Genomic DNA, 16,714 nt, shown 5'->3' with positions numbered 1-16,714 from the left:
AGAGACGTCATGTTCAAGCGAAACACCTTAGGCCTCGGTGGCGCCGCCCTGTGCGGCGCCCTGCTGGTCAGCGGCTGCGCCAATCACATGTCGCAACGCAGCGAGCACGAAGAGCGGGTCGAGCGAAAGTTGCTCGACCACAGCCTGCAGATCGATGTCGGCGAGCCCAAGGTGCTCGAGCTGCCGCAGCGACGCGTGAAGATCAACGAGCAGAAGACTTTTGAAGTCACCGAGTTCGAGGTCACCCGCCGCTACGACCGCTACACGCCTTATCAACCCTGGCGCGAGGTCTATGAGATTCCGCTGGGCGCGGTGGCCGTGGTCGGTGGTGTCGGTGCGAACGTGGTCAACGTGTTCGCCCTCGGCAACCTGCCGGACAGCGTTACCAAAGACTGGCTGAGCTACGGTTTCGCCGGGCTCAACCCGTTCATGAACGTGCAGTCCAACGGTCGCGCGCAGCAGAACCTCGCGGGCATCGACGAACTCCAGCGCGACAAGCGCACGGAGTATTCGAGCCTGCCATGGAGCGAGCGGCCGGTGCAGGTCAAGGCCGGCAAGCAGACCTTCGACATGACGACCGATCGCAACGGCGTGCTGCGCTTGAATCTGCTCGACAGTCCGTTCGCCGAACATGACCTCAATCATATCGGCCGCTTGCAGATCAGTGTCGAGGACGCCAAGGACGACGTACATACCGACTCGACGCTGATGCTCAGCGGTCACCTGCGCGGCAAGTTGCTGGAAGCGCACGGGCTGATTTATGACGATCTGGAAGATGACGAGGTGAGCCAGTGGGTGCACCGGGTCAAGCGCCTGTCGGAACTGGGTCTGGAAGAGGAAGCCAGCGAACTGGAACAAAGCCTGATCGAACTGACCCGCAATGATCCCGAGTTGCAGACTGAGTTTCTCAAGTCTTTGGCCAAGGATGCCGGGCGTTTAGTGGCTGATCCTGGGCCGAATTAAAAGCAGAAGCTTCGCGAGCAGGCTCGCTCCCACAGGATAGAATGCATTCCAAATGTGGGAGCGAGCCTGCTCGCGAAGAGTCCTGACAGACGACGCAAAATTACCGCTCAAACAACTCCATCTGCTCAAACCCGCCGCGCAAATCCTCCAGCCTTACCCCCACCCCCAACAACCGCACCGGTTTGCCACCACGGTTGAACGCCTGCGTCAGCAGCAACTGATAGCTGCCCAGGTCGCGCCCTGCCCCGGCCTGTTCCAGCGTGGTCTGGGTGAAGTCATGAAATTTGACTTTGACGAACGGCTTGCCCGGTCGATAACTGCTGTCGATCCGCGCCATGCGGGTTTTCAGGGTCTCGAGCAGCTCGGGCAATTTGTCGAGGCAGGCGCGCAAATCCGGAAGATCAACGTCGTAGGTGTTTTCCACGCTGATCGACTGACGCCGACTGTCGTTATGCACCAGTCGGTCATCGATGCCTCGCGCCAGATTCCACAAGCGCTCGCCGAAACTGCCAAATTCGCGCACCAGCGCCAGCCTGCCCCATTCGCGCAGGTGCTGGCAGTCGACGATGCCGAGCTTGCCGAGCTTGTCGGCGGTGACTTTGCCGACGCCGTGCAGCTTGCTCACCGGCAGACCGCTGACGAAATCCTCGACCTGATCCGGAGTGATCACGAACAGACCGTTGGGCTTCTTCCAGTCGCTGGCGATCTTCGCCAGAAACTTGTTCGGCGCAACGCCAGCCGAGACGGTGATGTGCAGTTGATTGGAGACCCGGCGGCGAATGTCCTGGGCAATCCGCGTGGCGCTGCCGCCGAAATGTGCGCTGTCGGACACATCCAGGTAGGCCTCATCCAGCGACAGCGGCTCGATCAGATCGGTGTAGTCGGCAAAGATCGTATGAATTTCCTTCGACGCTTCCCGATAAGCATCCATTCGCGGCTTGACGATGGTCAGGTCCGGGCACAGCTTCAGCGCATGCCCCGAGGCCATCGCCGAGCGCACACCATAGGCCCGCGCTTCATAGTTGCAGGTGGCGATCACCCCGCGCCGATCCGCCGAACCACCCACCGCCAGTGGCTTGCCGGCCAGACGCGGGTCATCGCGCATTTCGATGGCGGCGTAGAAACAGTCACAGTCGATGTGGATGATTTTTCGCTGGGTCATGTAGGAAAAAGACAACGTGGCAAGCCGGAGCAGCAGTATCTCATTGGCACCTGTATATAGCACCAGTGGTTGAATGTTCTTTTCCGACCGTAGGAGATTTCCGATGAATTCATTTTTTCAATCAGAGATCAGCGGTCAATAGAGCTGAAAGCCTTGCGCCGCCTGCCCTGCACGCCGGTCAATCGCAAGAAAAAAACGCTAAGCGCTTGAACCTCAACAGATTTATCCAGATCGAAGGTTGACACACTCGTGAACCTCTGTAGAATGCCGCCACACAGACGCGGGATGGAGCAGTCTGGTAGCTCGTCGGGCTCATAACCCGAAGGTCGTCGGTTCAAATCCGGCTCCCGCAACCAAACATCAGAAAAGGCTACTCGAAAGAGTGGCCTTTTTTGTGCGCGTCTGTTTTGTCCAGCCAGCGTCGTGCGACGCGGGTTGAGGAGAAACAGGATTTCTTTGCATTTCCGAAACTTAACGCGCGCCTGCGACCGTTTGCCGCGATTTAGCAGTTATTTGATCCTTTCCTGGATTAGCGGTTGACACCTCGTCGTTCGCCTGTAGAATGCCGCCACACAGACGCGGGATGGAGCAGTCTGGTAGCTCGTCGGGCTCATAACCCGAAGGTCGTCGGTTCAAATCCGGCTCCCGCAACCAAACATCAAAAAAGGCTACTCGAAAGAGTGGCCTTTTTTGTATCTGTCGAAAAAGTCCTTTCGCAACAATGATCTGTCACTGTGCAGTGAACCGCTGGGGATCATTAGAAGTGCTGTGTTGCGACTATGCTTGAGTCGCAGACAGGGTTTCTGCAATCCAGGAACTGCCCTCGCCGATGCCCGACGAGAGGCGTAGTATTTTGTGATTATTTTTTTCTACAGGGATTGGTAACTTGGCTGGATACCTCCATCCTGTCGCGCACAATCCAAGAGGTGATTGATGCGCGCCAACTCGTCTGATCCACAAGACACCGTTACAGCAGAACAACCGATCAAGCCCCAGCGTTTGCGCTGGCTGGATCGGTTAAGCAAATACCGTCAGCCGATCGGTCTGGCGGTGACGTTGCTGCTGTTTGCCATTGCCCTGATTGCCTGCCGCCATCTGCTCGCCGAGCTCGATCTCTATGCGTTGCATGACTCGATTCTCGACGTGCCGAAACCGGCCCTGCTCGGCGCCATCGGCGCGACCGTGGTCGGTTTCATCATTCTGCTCGGCTATGAATGGTCGGCCAGCCGCTACGCTGGCGTGAAGCTGCCGCCGCGTACGCTCGCCCTCGGCGGCTTCACCGCTTTTGCGATCGGCAATGCGATTGGCCTGTCGCTGCTTTCCGGTGGCTCGGTGCGTTATCGTTTATATGCGCGATTGGGCGTCGGTGCGTCGGAAGTCGCGCACATGACCTTGTTCGCCAGCCTCTCGCTGGGCTGCGCCTTGCCGCCGCTGGCAGCATTGGCGACTTTGAGCAATCTGCCCGCTGCCTCGCAAGCACTGGGATTGTCCGAAGTCTTGCTCGGTTCGGTTGCCGCCGCTGTACTCATCCTCGGTGCAGTGCTGGCGATCGGCATCTATCGCCGTCGTCTGCCGGAACAACCCTACCCCGACAATCTGCTGGTTCGCGCCGGTCGGCGCACATTGCGCCTGCCAGGTCGACGCCTGACCTTCCTGCAACTGGTGATCACCGCCCTCGACGTCGCGGCTGCCGCCACCGTTCTCTATTTGTTGCTGCCGGAAGCGCCGCCGTTTGCGCCGTTCCTGCTGGTCTACCTGCTGGCCCTGGCCGCGGGCGTGCTCAGTCATGTGCCGGGCGGCGTCGGCGTGTTCGAAGCAATTCTGCTCGCGGCGTTTGCCGACAAGCTCGGCGCCGCACCGCTGGCCGCTGCCCTGCTGCTGTATCGACTGATCTATGTGGTGTTGCCGCTGCTGGTCGCCTGTGTGCTGTTGCTGATCAACGAAGGCCAGCGCCTGTTTCAAACCCAGACCATGCGTGCCGCGTCCGGTTTGGCAGCACCGATTCTGGCGGTATTGGTGTTCCTGTCTGGCGTGGTGCTGCTGTTTTCCGGCGCTACTCCTGAAATCGATACGCGCCTGGAACACATCGGTTTTCTGATCCCGCATCGTCTGGTCGACGCGTCGCACTTCGGCGCCAGCCTGGTCGGCGTGCTCTGTCTGCTGCTCGCCCAAGGCCTGCGCCGGCGCCTGTCGGCGGCGTGGATGCTGACCACCATTCTGCTGCTGGTCGGCGCCCTGCTCTCGCTGCTCAAAGGCTTCGACTGGGAAGAAGCCACGCTGATGACGCTGACGGCAGCACTACTGGGACTGTTCCGCCGCTCCTTCTACCGCCCGAGCCGTTTGACCGAACTGCCGTTCTCGCCGCTGTATCTGGTGGCCAGCCTGTGTGTGCTGGGCGCTTCGGCCTGGTTGCTGCTGTTCGCCTATCAGGACGTGCCCTACAGCCATCAACTGTGGTGGCAGTTCACCCTCGATGCTGACGCGCCGCGCGGTCTGCGCTCGCTGCTCGGCGCGGCGGTGTTGCTGGTGATCATCTCGCTGACCTGGCTGCTGCGCACCGCACGCCCGGTGATTCATTTGCCGACGCCAGACGAACTGGATCGCGCGGCAAAAATCCTCATGGCCTCATCGCAACCCGACGGCGGTCTCGCGTTGACCGGTGACAAGGCGTTGCTGTTTCACCCCAACGACGAGGCGTTCCTGATGTACGCCCGCCGTGGCCGCAGTCTGGTGGCGCTGTACGACCCGATCGGGCCGAGCCAGCAGCGCGCGGAAATGATCTGGCAGTTCCGCGACCTCTGCGACATCCATCACACCCGCCCGGTGTTCTATCAGGTACGTGCGGAGAATCTGCCGTACTACATGGACATCGGCCTGACCGCGATCAAGCTCGGCGAAGAAGCCCGGGTCGATCTGCGGCGCTTCGATCTGGAAGCCAAGGGCAAGGAGATGAAAGACCTGCGCTACACCTGGAACCGTGGCACCCGCGACGGTCTGTCGCTGGAAATCTTTGATCCGGGCCAGGCGCCGATGGATGAGCTGAAAGTGATTTCCGATGCCTGGCTGACCGGCAAGAACGTGCGCGAGAAAGGTTTCTCCCTCGGCCGGTTCAGTGACGATTACCTGAAGCACTTCCGGATTGCGGTGATTCGCTTTGAAGGCCGTCCGGTGGCGTTCGCCAATCTGCTCGAGACTTACAGCCACGATCTGGCCAGTCTCGACCTGATGCGCGCGCACCCGGAAGCGCCGAAGCTGACCATGGAATTCATGATGGTCGGCCTGATTCAACACTATAAGAGTCACGGATACGCGCGCTTCAGCCTGGGCATGGTGCCGTTGTCGGGGTTGCAACCCCGCCGTGGTGCGCCACTGACCCAGCGTCTGGGCTCGATGGTTTTCCGCCGTGGTGAGCAGCTGTACAACTTCCAAGGCTTGCGCCGCTTCAAAGACAAGTTCCAGCCTGACTGGGAACCCCGTTATATGGCCGTGCCCGCCGGACTTGATCCGCTGGTGGCGCTGGCCGACACTGCCGCCCTGATCGCGGGCGGCTTGACTGGATTGGTGAAACGCTGATGATTCAACGCTCCCTGAAGTACATCCTGGCCGCACTGATCGTGCTGGCCGTGATTGCCGGCGGCGGTTACTGGTACCTGAAACGCCCGGCACCGGAACCGACCGTCGAACAGCTGAAACCCGCCGATGGCGCGGCCATGACCCGGGTGATTCCGGGCAGCAAGCCGAAGGCTCAGGTGTTGGTCGCTGTCACCGACGAACAGAAGCTTTCCGAGAAACAACTGACCACCCTCAGCCGCAGCGCTTCGGCGCAGATCGTTCAGGTGATTCTGCCCAAGGACTGCCTGCTGCAAAGCCGTGCACTGCAATCTGGCCTGCGCGAACTCAACGGCCCGGCCACTCTGGTCAGCGGCATCGGCCCGGGCGCCGTACTGGCGTGGCGCTGGCTGGCGGAACAGCAAGACGACAAGGCCCAGGCCATCTCCGTCGATCTGGCCCTGGAAAAGCCCGGCTGCACCCACCTGCTGCCAAAATCCGCCGCCCATGGCCACTGGCTGGTGGCGTGGAACGACAACCCGGACGACGCCAGCGCAGGGTTCGTGCGCGATCAGCCGAACGCCGAAACCAGCATCAGCGACTACGACATCAACCTGCCGCAAGTGCTGAACAACGAACTGCGCAAAATCCTCGTCGGCGGCGACAAGGCCAACGGCGGGCTGGCAATACCGGTAGTGGAAGTCCCGGCCGGTCAGGCCAACGACACCGTGACCCTGTTCCTCTCCGGTGACGGCGGCTGGCGCGACCTCGACCGCGACGTCGCCGGGGAAATGGCCAAGATCGGCTACCCGGTGGTCGGCATCGACACCCTGCGCTACTACTGGCAGCACAAAAGCCCGGAACAAAGCGCCCTGGACCTCACCGAACTGATGCACCACTACCGGCAGAAATGGGGCACCAAGCGCTTCATCCTCACCGGCTACTCGTTCGGCGCTGACGTCCTGCCGGCGATCTACAACCGCCTGCCAGAGAACGAACAGCAGCGCGTCGACGCGATCATCCTGCTCGCCTTCGCCCGCACCGGCAGCTTCGAAATCGAAGTCGAAGGCTGGCTCGGCAACGCCGGCAAAGAAGCCGCCACCGGCCCGGAAATGGCCAAGCTGCCAGCGGCGAAGGTTGTGTGCATCTATGGTGAAGAAGAGACCGATGAAAGTGGCTGCACCGACAAGACTGCCGTTGGCGAACCGGTGAAACTGCCCGGCGGTCACCACTTCGACGAGAACTACCCGGCGCTGGCCAAGCGTCTGGTGGAGCTGATTCAGAAGCGCCAGAGCAAGGATTCGGTCGCTGAAGAGTGATCAGAGCCACACCCACAAAAAGCTCCCGCAACTTCACAGTTTCGGGGGCTTTTTTACATTTCGGATGATGAACCCGTTCCCCTGTAGGAGTGAGCCTGCTCGCGATAGCGGTGGGTCAGTTTACAGATTCGTCGACTGAGACTATGTCTTCGCGAGCAAGCTCGCTCCCACAGGGGAACCGCGCTGGATTCAGCGGTTTGTGCCGACGCTCGTAAATTTCTTGACTCTTCAGGAAGCTAAAAACGCCAAGTGTCCACATTCCATAAAACGTGGACACCTGCTTGATTGGCATTATCGAATCGTCAACTCCACACTCATTCATCTGCCGAACAAATACCCGCAAAACCGCCATCAACGTTTAGTTTCGTTTACTTCTGGTCTCGCAATATCAGATGACGCCCACAGACCTTGTAGGCAAACTCCGAAACTCGTGTTTGGACGCTCTGCCGCTCTATTGCGCTGTTTTTCGACGGGATACTCTCCGGACGTCGCTGACCCATTCAGCGATCGGGTGTGGTAACCCGGAGAAACCAGCGCAACAGCGCGCTCATCGAGTTATGGCGGCTGTGCGTGGGACGCTTTCGGGCGTGCCGGTTTCCTTGGTTCCCGGTTTACCACCCTGCGTACAGCTGCCTCCCTTTCGTGTGGTAACGAAAGTCGCGGCGCTTCGAACTAAGGAGTTACACGATGACCGAACCTGATCTGCACGGACTCGCAAGCGTTAAAACCATCGGCTTCACCCCTTTCCTCTACAGCTCGGATCAAGCGTTCTTCAACGTCCGCTCCGGAATCCCGATCATCAATGCCTTGTCCCAATCCTCCGACCTGCTGTCCCTCGCAAAATCCTTCGCAGAAGACGCAGCCTTCAACAGAGACACCGACCGCCATGCCTGGGCCGCGCATTACCTGACGGTGATGGGCAAAGCCTTGATTGATGATGTAATTCAGGCGTTGATGCCACGACCTGCGCGGACGAAGACCGAGTCTGAAGCTGATCTGTCTGAACGCACCTCTTGATTCAATCCAACACCCTGTGGGAGCGAGCTTGCTCGCGAATGCGGAGGGTCAGTTAACAGATTGTCGACTGACACTACGCCTTCGCGAGCAAGCTCGCTCCCACAGGGGGATTTGCAGTGGATTTGAAGTTTATCTGCGGGCACAAAAAAGCCCCCGCCAGCCACAAGGCTGACGGGGGCTCTTTCTATAACGCGAAGTTACATCTCCACCTGCGTCCCCAACTCAATCACCCGGTTCAGCGGCAGATTAAAGAACCGCAAATTCCCATTGGCATTCTTCAACATGAACGCAAACAACGCTTCACGCCAACGCGCCATGCCCTCAAGTTTCGAAGCAATCACCGTTTCCCGGCTGAGGAAGTAGGTGGTGCGCATCGGGCTGAAGTCCAGATCCTCCAGATGGCACAGTTTCAACGCCTGCGGCACGTCCGGCTCGTCGGTGAAGCCGAAGTGCAGGATCACCCGGAAGAAGCCTTCGCCGTGCGCTTCGACTTCGAAGCGCCGCGATGGCGGCACCCGCGGGATGTCTTCGTAGACCACCGTCAGCAGCACCACTTGCTCATGCAGCACCTGATTGTGCAGCAGGTTGTGTAACAGCGCATGCGGCACGGCGTCGGAGCGGGCAGTGAGGAAGACTGCGGTGCCCTGCACGCGATGCGGTGGTTGCACGCGGATACTGCTGATGAAGATCGGCAACGGCAGCGCGCCTTCGTCGAGGCGTTCGACCAGCAGTTGTTTGCCGCGCTTCCAGGTGGTCATCAGCACGAACAGGGCGATACCGGCGATCACCGGGAACGCACCGCCCTGCACGATCTTCGGCACGTTGGCGGCGAAGTACAGGCCGTCCACCAGCAGGAAGCCAAGCAGCACCGGGACCGCGAGGATCGGCGGCCATTTCCACAGCAGCAGCATGACCGCCGACACCAGAATGGTAGTCATCAGCATGGTGCCGGTCACCGCCACGCCGTAGGCCGAGGCCAGGGCGCCGGAGGATTCGAAGCCGATCACCAGCAGCACCACGCCGACCATCAGCGCCCAGTTCACCGCGCCGATGTAGATCTGGCCCTGCTCGTCGCTGGAGGTGTGCTGGATGTACATACGCGGAATGTAGCCGAGCTGGATCGCCTGACGGGTCAGGGAGAACGCGCCGGAAATCACCGCTTGCGAGGCGATCACCGTGGCCATCGTCGACAGAGCGACCAGCGGGATCAGCGCCCAGCTCGGTGCCAACAGATAAAACGGGTTACGCGCCGCGTCAGGATTTTCCAGCAGCAACGCGCCCTGACCAAAGTAGTTGAGCACCAGCGCCGGCAGCACCAGCAGGAACCAGGCGCGGGCGATCGGCTTGCGGCCGAAGTGGCCCATGTCGGCGTACAGCGCTTCGGCGCCGGTCAGCGCCAGCACCACAGCGCCGAGAATTGCCACGCCCATGCCCGGATGCACAATGAAAAAATTCACCGCCCACATCGGATTGATCGCGTGCAGCACTTCCGGGGTATGGCTGATGCCGTACACGCCGAGCGCGCCGAGAACGAGGAACCAGGTGACCATGATCGGCCCGAACAGAATGCCGATCCGCGCGGTACCGTGGCGCTGGATCAGAAACAGCGCGACCAGCACCACCAGCGACAGCGGCACCACCCAGTGATCGATGCCGTCAAACGCCAGGCCCAGGCCTTCGATGGCTGACAATACCGAGATCGCCGGGGTGATCATGCTGTCGCCGTAAAACAGCGCCGCGCCAATCAGTCCGCAGACCACCAGCAGCGTACGCAGGCGCTTGCGCCCCGCCGCTGCCCGCCGTGCCAGTGCGGTGAGCGCCATGATGCCGCCCTCGCCCTGGTTGTCCGCGCGCAGGACGAACATCATGTATTTGATCGAGACCACCCAGATCAGCGACCAGAAGATCAACGACAGAATGCCGAGTACGCCGTCGTGATTGACCGGCACACCGTAACCGCCGGAAAACACTTCCTTGAGGGTGTACAGCGGGCTCGTGCCGATGTCGCCATAAACCACCCCGACCGCCGCGACCAGCATGCTCAGCGGTCTGCTCGCCGAACCCTCGGCGCCCGCCGCATGACTACTTGCCTGACCCATCCAACACTCCTGATCTCGATACCGGCTTCTTTGAAGGAAGCACTATGCTTTGTATTGCAGCATGCGCTGTTTTACCTGTTGTTACAGACCAATGATTGACTGCAAGAAATCGGTAAAGCTCAACGGCGCGAAGCATAGCGCAGCACTCGTCGTATTTCCCCGTATAAAGCTGGTCAAGTGCGTTGCCCGCCGCTAGAATTGCGCACTTTTTGATCAGAGGCGCGCCCTAAGCGCCCATCCGTCGGTTTGCGCATCAAGCAAGCGACGTCACAAAACACCGAGGTTAGACATGTCCACCACTCCTGCGCCGGCCAATCCAAAGGTTGGCTTTGTATCTCTGGGTTGCCCGAAAGCACTGGTCGACTCCGAGCGCATCCTGACCCAGCTGCGCATGGAAGGCTATGACGTGGTGTCCACCTATCAGGACGCCGACGTCGTGGTGGTCAACACCTGCGGTTTCATCGATTCGGCCAAGGCTGAGTCGCTGGAAGTGATCGGCGAAGCGATCAAGGAAAACGGCAAGGTCATCGTCACCGGTTGCATGGGCGTAGAAGAAGGCAACATCCGCGATGTGCACCCGAGCGTGCTCGCCGTGACCGGTCCGCAGCAGTACGAGCAAGTGGTCAACGCCGTGCACGAAGTGGTGCCGCCGCGTCAGGATCACAACCCGCTGATCGACCTGGTGCCGCCACAAGGCATCAAGCTGACCCCGCGCCACTACGCGTACCTGAAGATTTCCGAAGGCTGCAACCACAGCTGCTCGTTCTGCATCATCCCGTCGATGCGCGGCAAACTGGTCAGCCGCCCGGTCGGTGATGTGCTCGACGAAGCCCAGCGTCTGGTCAAATCCGGCGTTAAAGAGTTGCTGGTGATTTCGCAAGACACCAGCGCTTACGGCGTTGATGTGAAATACCGCACCGGTTTCTGGAACGGCGCGCCGGTGAAAACCCGCATGACCGAGCTCTGCGAAGCGCTGAGCACGCTGGGCGTCTGGGTCCGCTTGCACTACGTTTACCCGTACCCGCACGTCGACGAGCTGATCCCGCTGATGGCCGCCGGCAAGATCCTGCCGTACCTGGACATCCCGTTCCAGCACGCCAGCCCGAAAGTGCTGAAGTCGATGAAACGACCGGCGTTCGAAGACAAGACCCTGGCGCGGATCAAGAACTGGCGCGAAATCTGCCCGGACCTGATCATCCGTTCGACCTTCATCGTCGGCTTCCCGGGCGAAACCGAAGAAGATTTCCAGTACCTGCTCAACTGGCTGACCGAAGCCCAGCTCGACCGCGTCGGCTGCTTCCAGTACTCGCCGGTAGACGGCGCGCCGGCGAATGATCTGGATCTGGAGATTGTTCCGGACGAGGTCAAGCAGGATCGTTGGGAGCGCTTCATGGCGCACCAGCAGGCGATCAGCTCGGCGCGTCTGCAAATGCGCATTGGTCGCGAGATCGAAGTGCTGGTGGATGAGGTTGACGAACAAGGCGCGGTCGGCCGCTGCTTCTTCGATGCACCGGAAATCGATGGCAACGTGTTTATCGACAATGGCAGCAACCTGAAGCCTGGCGACAAGGTCTGGTGCAAGGTGACTGACGCTGACGAGTATGACCTGTGGGCTGAGCAGATCTGACCTGAAGATCCAAAGCCCCTCACCCTAGCCCTCTCCCGGAGGGAGAGGGGACTGATCGAGGTGTTCTTTCGAATTGCGGCGACTTGGAATATCGAGTCGAACTCAGGTTCTGAAAAACATGAAGATCTGCTCCCTTCCCCCTCGCCCCTCTGGGGGAGAGGGTTGGGGTGAGGGGGAAAGCTCTTGCAGGCAACACGAACAGCCAGCCAGACACCGCAACAAATACAAAAAGCCCCGCTTTTTTTCCAGGATGCGGGGCTTTTTTGCGGCTATCGTTTAGCGGGGGACGGACTCCCTTGAAACGTACAAGAGGCACACGCACATGCGTCAGCATTCGGTCATCCACACACCGAAAATCAGCGATTACGAAGAACTGACCCGGGTCTGGGAGGCCTCGGTCCGGGCGACTCATCAATTCCTGCCGGACAGCTACATCGAGCTGCTGCGCAATCTGGTGCTCACCCGCTATCTCGATGCGGTGATGCTGATCTGCACCAAAGACGCCCAGCAGCGCATCACCGGGTTTGCCGGAGTGGCGGCGGGCAAGATTGAAATGCTGTTCATCGATCCCGATCATCGCGGTCAGGGGCTCGGCAAGCAATTGCTCCGCTATGCGATCGAACGGCTGAACGCCGATGAACTCGACGTCAACGAACAGAACCCGCAAGCCTTGGGCTTTTATGAAAAACAGGGCTTCGAGGTGATCGGACGCTCCGAGGTCGACGGCATGGGCCAGCCGTATCCGTTGCTGCACATGCGCTTGCGACAGTCCCAACAGCGCTCCAGCAACGGCTGACACACCATGGCCCCCCTGTGGGAGCAAGCCTGCTCGCGAATGCGGTGTACCAGTCACTGCACACATAGACTGGCAGGACGCCTTCGCGAGCAGGCTCGCTCCCACGTTGAATACAGCGCCTGCAAATGGAACCGGGCTTAACTGGCGCCACACAGGTACAATGCCCACCCCTTTTTTGTTACGGCCCTGTCATGACTGACCCGATTCGCCTCTCCAAACGCCTCATCGAACTGGTCGGTTGCTCCCGCCGGGAGGCCGAGCTGTTCATTGAGGGCGGCTGGGTCACTGTGGACGGCGAAGTCATCGATGAGCCGCAATTCAAGGTCGGCGACCAGAAGGTCGAGCTCGACAAGGACGCCAAGGCCACCGCGCCGGAGCCAGTGACCATTCTGCTCAACGCCCCCGCCGGCATGGATGTCGACAGCGCCATGCAGTCGCTCAGCGCCGAAACCCTCAGCGAAGAGCACCGCTACGGCAAGCGCCCGTTGCGCGGGCATTTCCTGCGCCTGACCGCCAGCGCCGACCTGCAGCCCAAGGCCAGCGGTCTGCTGGTGTTCACCCAGGACTGGAAAATTCTGCGCAAGCTCACCGCCGATGCTTCGAAGATCGAGCAGGAATACGTGGTTGAAGTCGAAGGTGAGATGGCTGCCCACGGCCTCAATCGCCTGCAGCACGGCCTGACCCACAAGGGCAAGGAGCTGCCGCCGGTCAAGGCCAGCTGGCAGAACGAAAACCGTCTGCGCTTCGCCATGAAAAACCCGCAGCCGGGAATCATCGCGCAGTTCTGCGAAGCGGTCGGCCTGAAGGTCATCGGCATCCGCCGCATCCGTATCGGCGGCGTCTCGATCGGCAAGGTCCCGCTCGGCCAGTGGCGCTACCTGTCCGGCAAAGAGAAGTTCTGAGACTTCCCTGCCGCCACACATTCCGGCAGCGCTCGCGAGCGCTGCCCACAACGCATCAGGAATACCGACATGGTTCATAACGACGTACTGCGCAGCGTGCGCTACATGCTCGACATCAGCGACAAGAAAGTGGTCGAGATCATCAAACTGGGCGGCCTCGACGTCACGCTCGCCGATGTAATCACCTGGCTGGACAAGAAAGAAGAAGACGAAGAGGGCTTCGTACGTTGCCCGGACGAAGTCATCGCGCACTTCCTCGACGGTCTGGTGATCTTCAAGCGCGGTAAGGACGAAAGTCGTCCGCCGCAGCCGATCGAAGTGCCGGTGACCAACAACATCATTCTGAAAAAACTGCGCGTGGCCTTCGAACTGAAAGAAGACGACATGCACGCGATCCTCAAGGCTGCCGAGTTTCCGGTGTCCAAGCCTGAGCTGAGCGCGCTGTTCCGCAAGGTCGGCCACACCAACTATCGCCCGTGTGGCGACCAGTTGCTGCGTAATTTCCTCAAAGGGCTCACGCTGCGCGTGAGAGCGTAAAGCAGCTACAAGCTACAAGCTACAAGCTGCCACTTCGCTTCTACTTGCCGCTTGTAGCTTGCAACTCGAAGCTGGCCGCATGGCCTAGAGTGTACTGATCCCTAATCTTCAGGACTCGCCATGCATCCCTACTTTTCCCTGCAAGGCCGCACCGCTCTGGTGACCGGCGGTGCCCGTGGTATCGGCAAAATGATCGCCAAGGCCTTCGTCGAGGCCGGCGCCCATGTCTACGTGTGCTCGCGCGACGTCGAAGCCTGCCATCAAACCGCTGAAGAACTTGGCGCCCTGGGCACTTGCCACGGCGTGGCGGCCAATCTGGCTACCGAAGCAGGTGTGCAGGAGCTGGCCGCGCGTCTGGGTGAGCAGATCACTCATCTGGACATTCTGGTGAACAACGCCGGCACTACTTGGGGCGCACCGCTGGAGAGCTATCCGGTCAAAGGCTGGGAAAAGGTCATGCAGCTCAACGTGACCTCGGTGTTCAGTTGCATTCAGCAGTTTCTGCCGTTGCTGCGCAAGGCCGGCTCGGCGGCGAATCCGGCACGGATCATCAATATCGGTTCGGTGGCGGGGATTTCTTCGTTTGGCGAGCAGGCTTACGCCTATGGGCCGAGCAAGGCCGCGCTGCATCAGTTGTCGCGGATTCTGGCGCGGGAACTGGTGAGCCAGCACATCAACGTCAACGTGATTGCGCCGGGGCGCTTCCCGAGCAAGATGACGCAGCATATTGGTAATGATGAGCAGGCGTTGGCTGAGGATACTGCGCTGATTCCGATGAAGCGCTGGGGACGCGAGGAAGAGATGGCGGCGCTGGCGATCAGCCTGGCGAGTACGGCGGGGGCTTATATGACCGGGAATATTATTCCTCTTGATGGCGGGTTCAGCCTCTAGGTCGGCGGTGAAGCTATCGCGAGCAGGCTCACTCCTACAGGGTCATGGGTGTACACAAAATCTGTGCTCGCTGAAAATCCCTGTAGGAGTGAGCCTGCTCGCGATGGCGTCAGCCCACTCACCACCTGCCATAAGGTTGGACGGGTTATCATGCCCGCCCTGATCCCGCTTCTGACTTTAAACCATGACTTACAGCGTCTCCCCCATCGGCTTCGTGCGCTCCTGCTTCAAGGAGAAGTTCGCCATCCCCCGCCAACCGCAACTGGCCCCGGCCGCCCGTGGCGTGCTGGAACTGGTCGCGCCATTCGATCAGGGTGACGCCGTGCAGGGCCTGGAGCAGGTCAGCCATGTCTGGCTGTTGTTCCTGTTTCATCAAGCCCTGGAAGAAAAGCCGCGCCTGAAGGTGCGTCCGCCTCGGCTGGGCGGCAACAAGTCGATGGGCGTATTCGCCACCCGCGCCACGCACCGACCAAACGGCATCGGCCAATCGGTAGTGAAGCTGGACAGGGTGGAAGCCAATCGCCTGTTCATTTCCGGCATCGATCTGCTCGACGGCACGCCGGTGCTGGATATCAAGCCGTATGTGCCATACGCCGATATCATCCAGGGCGCGACCAACCACATCGCCAGCGCGGCGCCGCAGTTGATCGACGTGCAGTGGGCGGATTCGGCACTGCAACAGGCGCACATACACGCACAGCGCCTCGACGAGCCGCTGGTAGAACTGATTGAGCAGTGTCTGGCGCAGGATCCACGTCCGGCGTATCAGACACCGGCGCCGGAACGGGAATATGGCGCGCAGTTCTGGGATCTCGACGTGCGCTGGCATTACCCGACGCCTGCGCAGATTTGCGTGCTGGAAGTCATTCCTGCCACCGCCTGAAACCGCGCCCAGTGTAGGAGCTGCCGAAGGCTGCGATCTTTTGATCTTGATCTTAAAACGCAGATCAAAAGATCGCAGCCTTCGGCAGCTCATGGATCGTGGCAGGCATGAAGGAAATGTATCGGGCATAAAAAAGCCCCCATTGCCTGTAAGGCAATGGGGGCTCTCTGTGGTGCTTACTTCTCGACGAACGCACGCTCGATCAGGTAATCACCCGGCTCGCGCATCCGCGCCGAGATTTTCAGGCCGAAGCTGTCGAGCACTTCGCTGGTCTCGTCGAGCATGCTCGGGCTGCCGCAGATCATCGCGCGGTCGTCCTGCGGGTTGATCGGTGGCAGGCCGATGTCGCTGAACAGCTTGCCGCTGCGCATCAGGTCGGTCAGGCGGCCCTGATTCTCGAACGGCTCGCGGGTCACGGTCGGGTAGTAGATCAGCTTGTCACGCAGCGCTTCGCCGAAAAACTCGTTCTGCGGCAGGTGCTCGGTGATGAATTCGCGGTAGGCGACTTCGTTGACGTAACGCACGCCGTGAACCAGGATCACTTTTTCAAAGCGCTCGTAGGTTTCCGGGTCCTGAATCACGCTCATGAACGGCGCCAGACCGGTGCCGGTGCTCAGCAGGTACAAATGCTTGCCCGGGTTCAGGTCATCGAGTACCAGAGTGCCGGTAGGCTTCTTCGAGATGATGATCTCGTCGCCTTCCTTCAAGTGCTGCAGTTGGGAGGTCAGCGGACCGTCCTGTACCTTGATGCTGAAGAACTCGAGATGCTCTTCCCAGTTCGGGCTGGCGATCGAGTAAGCGCGCATAAGCGGGCGGCCGTTGGGTTGTTGCAGGCCGATCATCACGAACTGACCGTTCTCGAAGCGCAGGCCCGGATCGCGGGTGCACTTGAAGCTGAACAGAGTGTCGTTCCAGTGATGAACACTGAGGACACGCTCGTGGTTCATGTTGCTCATGTACGTTTGACTC

General features: G+C 60.2%; 13 protein-coding genes and 2 tRNA genes. 12 read left to right on the top strand and 3 right to left on the bottom strand.

The features are described 5' to 3' along the window. The first annotated feature begins 9 nt into the window (after positions 1–9). Positions 10–963 (top strand): hypothetical protein, encoded by a 954-nt coding sequence (locus J2Y90_RS11830; RefSeq protein WP_253499757.1) that lies wholly within the window; start codon positions 10–12, stop codon positions 961–963. Between the two features lie 100 nt (positions 964–1,063). Here the strand turns inward: J2Y90_RS11830 and dinB are convergent, their stop codons facing one another. Further along, a complete protein-coding gene (gene dinB / locus J2Y90_RS11825; protein ID WP_253499754.1) occupies positions 1,064–2,125 on the bottom strand; it encodes a DNA polymerase IV in 1,062 nt (353 codons plus the stop codon). Between the two features lie 279 nt (positions 2,126–2,404). On the opposite strand from dinB, the gene J2Y90_RS11820 reads away from it, so the two are divergent. The 5 genes from J2Y90_RS11820 (at position 2,405) to J2Y90_RS11800 (ending at position 8,010) form a co-directional block, all read left to right on the top strand. Continuing rightward, positions 2,405–2,481 (top strand) — tRNA-Met (locus tag J2Y90_RS11820). A 221-nt stretch (positions 2,482–2,702) separates the two neighbouring features. Continuing rightward, positions 2,703–2,779, top strand: a tRNA-Met gene (locus tag J2Y90_RS11815). A gap of 279 nt (positions 2,780–3,058) precedes the next feature. After that, the gene (gene mprF / locus J2Y90_RS11810) at positions 3,059–5,698 is read left to right on the top strand and encodes a bifunctional lysylphosphatidylglycerol flippase/synthetase MprF (RefSeq protein WP_253499751.1); all 2,640 of its coding nucleotides are present in this window, start codon (positions 3,059–3,061) and stop codon (positions 5,696–5,698) included. Continuing rightward, a complete protein-coding gene (locus tag J2Y90_RS11805) occupies positions 5,698–6,993 on the top strand; it encodes a virulence factor family protein (RefSeq protein ID WP_253499748.1) in 1,296 nt (431 codons plus the stop codon). The genes mprF and J2Y90_RS11805 overlap by 1 nt, the downstream gene beginning before the upstream one ends. A gap of 687 nt (positions 6,994–7,680) precedes the next feature. Then, positions 7,681–8,010 carry a DUF3077 domain-containing protein gene (locus J2Y90_RS11800; protein ID WP_253499745.1) on the top strand — a complete coding sequence of 110 codons (330 nt, stop codon included), beginning with the start codon at positions 7,681–7,683 and terminating at the stop codon, positions 8,008–8,010. 197 nt (positions 8,011–8,207) lie between these two features. Here the strand turns inward: J2Y90_RS11800 and J2Y90_RS11795 are convergent, their stop codons facing one another. Continuing rightward, positions 8,208–10,049, bottom strand: a complete 1,842-nt coding sequence (locus J2Y90_RS11795) for a potassium transporter Kup (protein WP_429462238.1) — start codon at positions 10,047–10,049, stop codon at positions 8,208–8,210. Between the two features lie 349 nt (positions 10,050–10,398). Between J2Y90_RS11795 and rimO the strand changes: the two genes are divergently transcribed. The 6 genes from rimO (at position 10,399) to tsaA (ending at position 15,745) form a co-directional block, all read left to right on the top strand. After that, positions 10,399–11,736 carry a 30S ribosomal protein S12 methylthiotransferase RimO gene (gene rimO, locus J2Y90_RS11790; protein WP_042607049.1) on the top strand — a complete coding sequence of 446 codons (1,338 nt, stop codon included), beginning with the start codon at positions 10,399–10,401 and terminating at the stop codon, positions 11,734–11,736. 322 nt (positions 11,737–12,058) lie between these two features. Continuing rightward, positions 12,059–12,532: a GNAT family N-acetyltransferase gene (locus tag J2Y90_RS11785; protein WP_130910712.1), complete on the top strand. Its 474-nt coding sequence runs from the start codon at positions 12,059–12,061 to the stop codon at positions 12,530–12,532. Positions 12,533–12,723: 191 nt separating this feature from the next. After that, positions 12,724–13,434 carry an rRNA pseudouridine synthase gene (locus J2Y90_RS26745; RefSeq protein WP_253499737.1) on the top strand — a complete coding sequence of 237 codons (711 nt, stop codon included), beginning with the start codon at positions 12,724–12,726 and terminating at the stop codon, positions 13,432–13,434. 69 nt (positions 13,435–13,503) lie between these two features. Continuing rightward, positions 13,504–13,971, top strand: coding sequence for a DUF1456 family protein (locus tag J2Y90_RS11775; RefSeq protein WP_042607045.1), 468 nt, complete (start codon positions 13,504–13,506; stop codon positions 13,969–13,971). Between the two features lie 120 nt (positions 13,972–14,091). Beyond that, on the top strand, positions 14,092–14,862 hold the full coding sequence (locus tag J2Y90_RS11770; RefSeq protein ID WP_253499733.1) for an SDR family oxidoreductase: 771 nt from the start codon (positions 14,092–14,094) through the stop codon (positions 14,860–14,862). 184 nt (positions 14,863–15,046) lie between these two features. Further along, a complete protein-coding gene (tsaA, locus tag J2Y90_RS11765) occupies positions 15,047–15,745 on the top strand; it encodes a tRNA (N6-threonylcarbamoyladenosine(37)-N6)-methyltransferase TrmO (RefSeq protein ID WP_253499730.1) in 699 nt (232 codons plus the stop codon). A gap of 176 nt (positions 15,746–15,921) precedes the next feature. On the opposite strand, the gene fpr is transcribed toward tsaA, so the two are convergent. Further along, positions 15,922–16,701, bottom strand: coding sequence for a ferredoxin-NADP reductase (fpr, locus tag J2Y90_RS11760; RefSeq protein ID WP_007908723.1), 780 nt, complete (start codon positions 16,699–16,701; stop codon positions 15,922–15,924). Between the last annotated feature and the right edge of the window lie 13 nt (positions 16,702–16,714).

It is taken from the genome of Pseudomonas koreensis, from assembly GCF_024169245.1.
Classification (GTDB): domain Bacteria; phylum Pseudomonadota; class Gammaproteobacteria; order Pseudomonadales; family Pseudomonadaceae; genus Aquipseudomonas; species Aquipseudomonas koreensis_F.
Note: the sequence above shows the minus strand (reverse complement) of the source record. Positions and strands in the feature narration are given on the sequence as shown.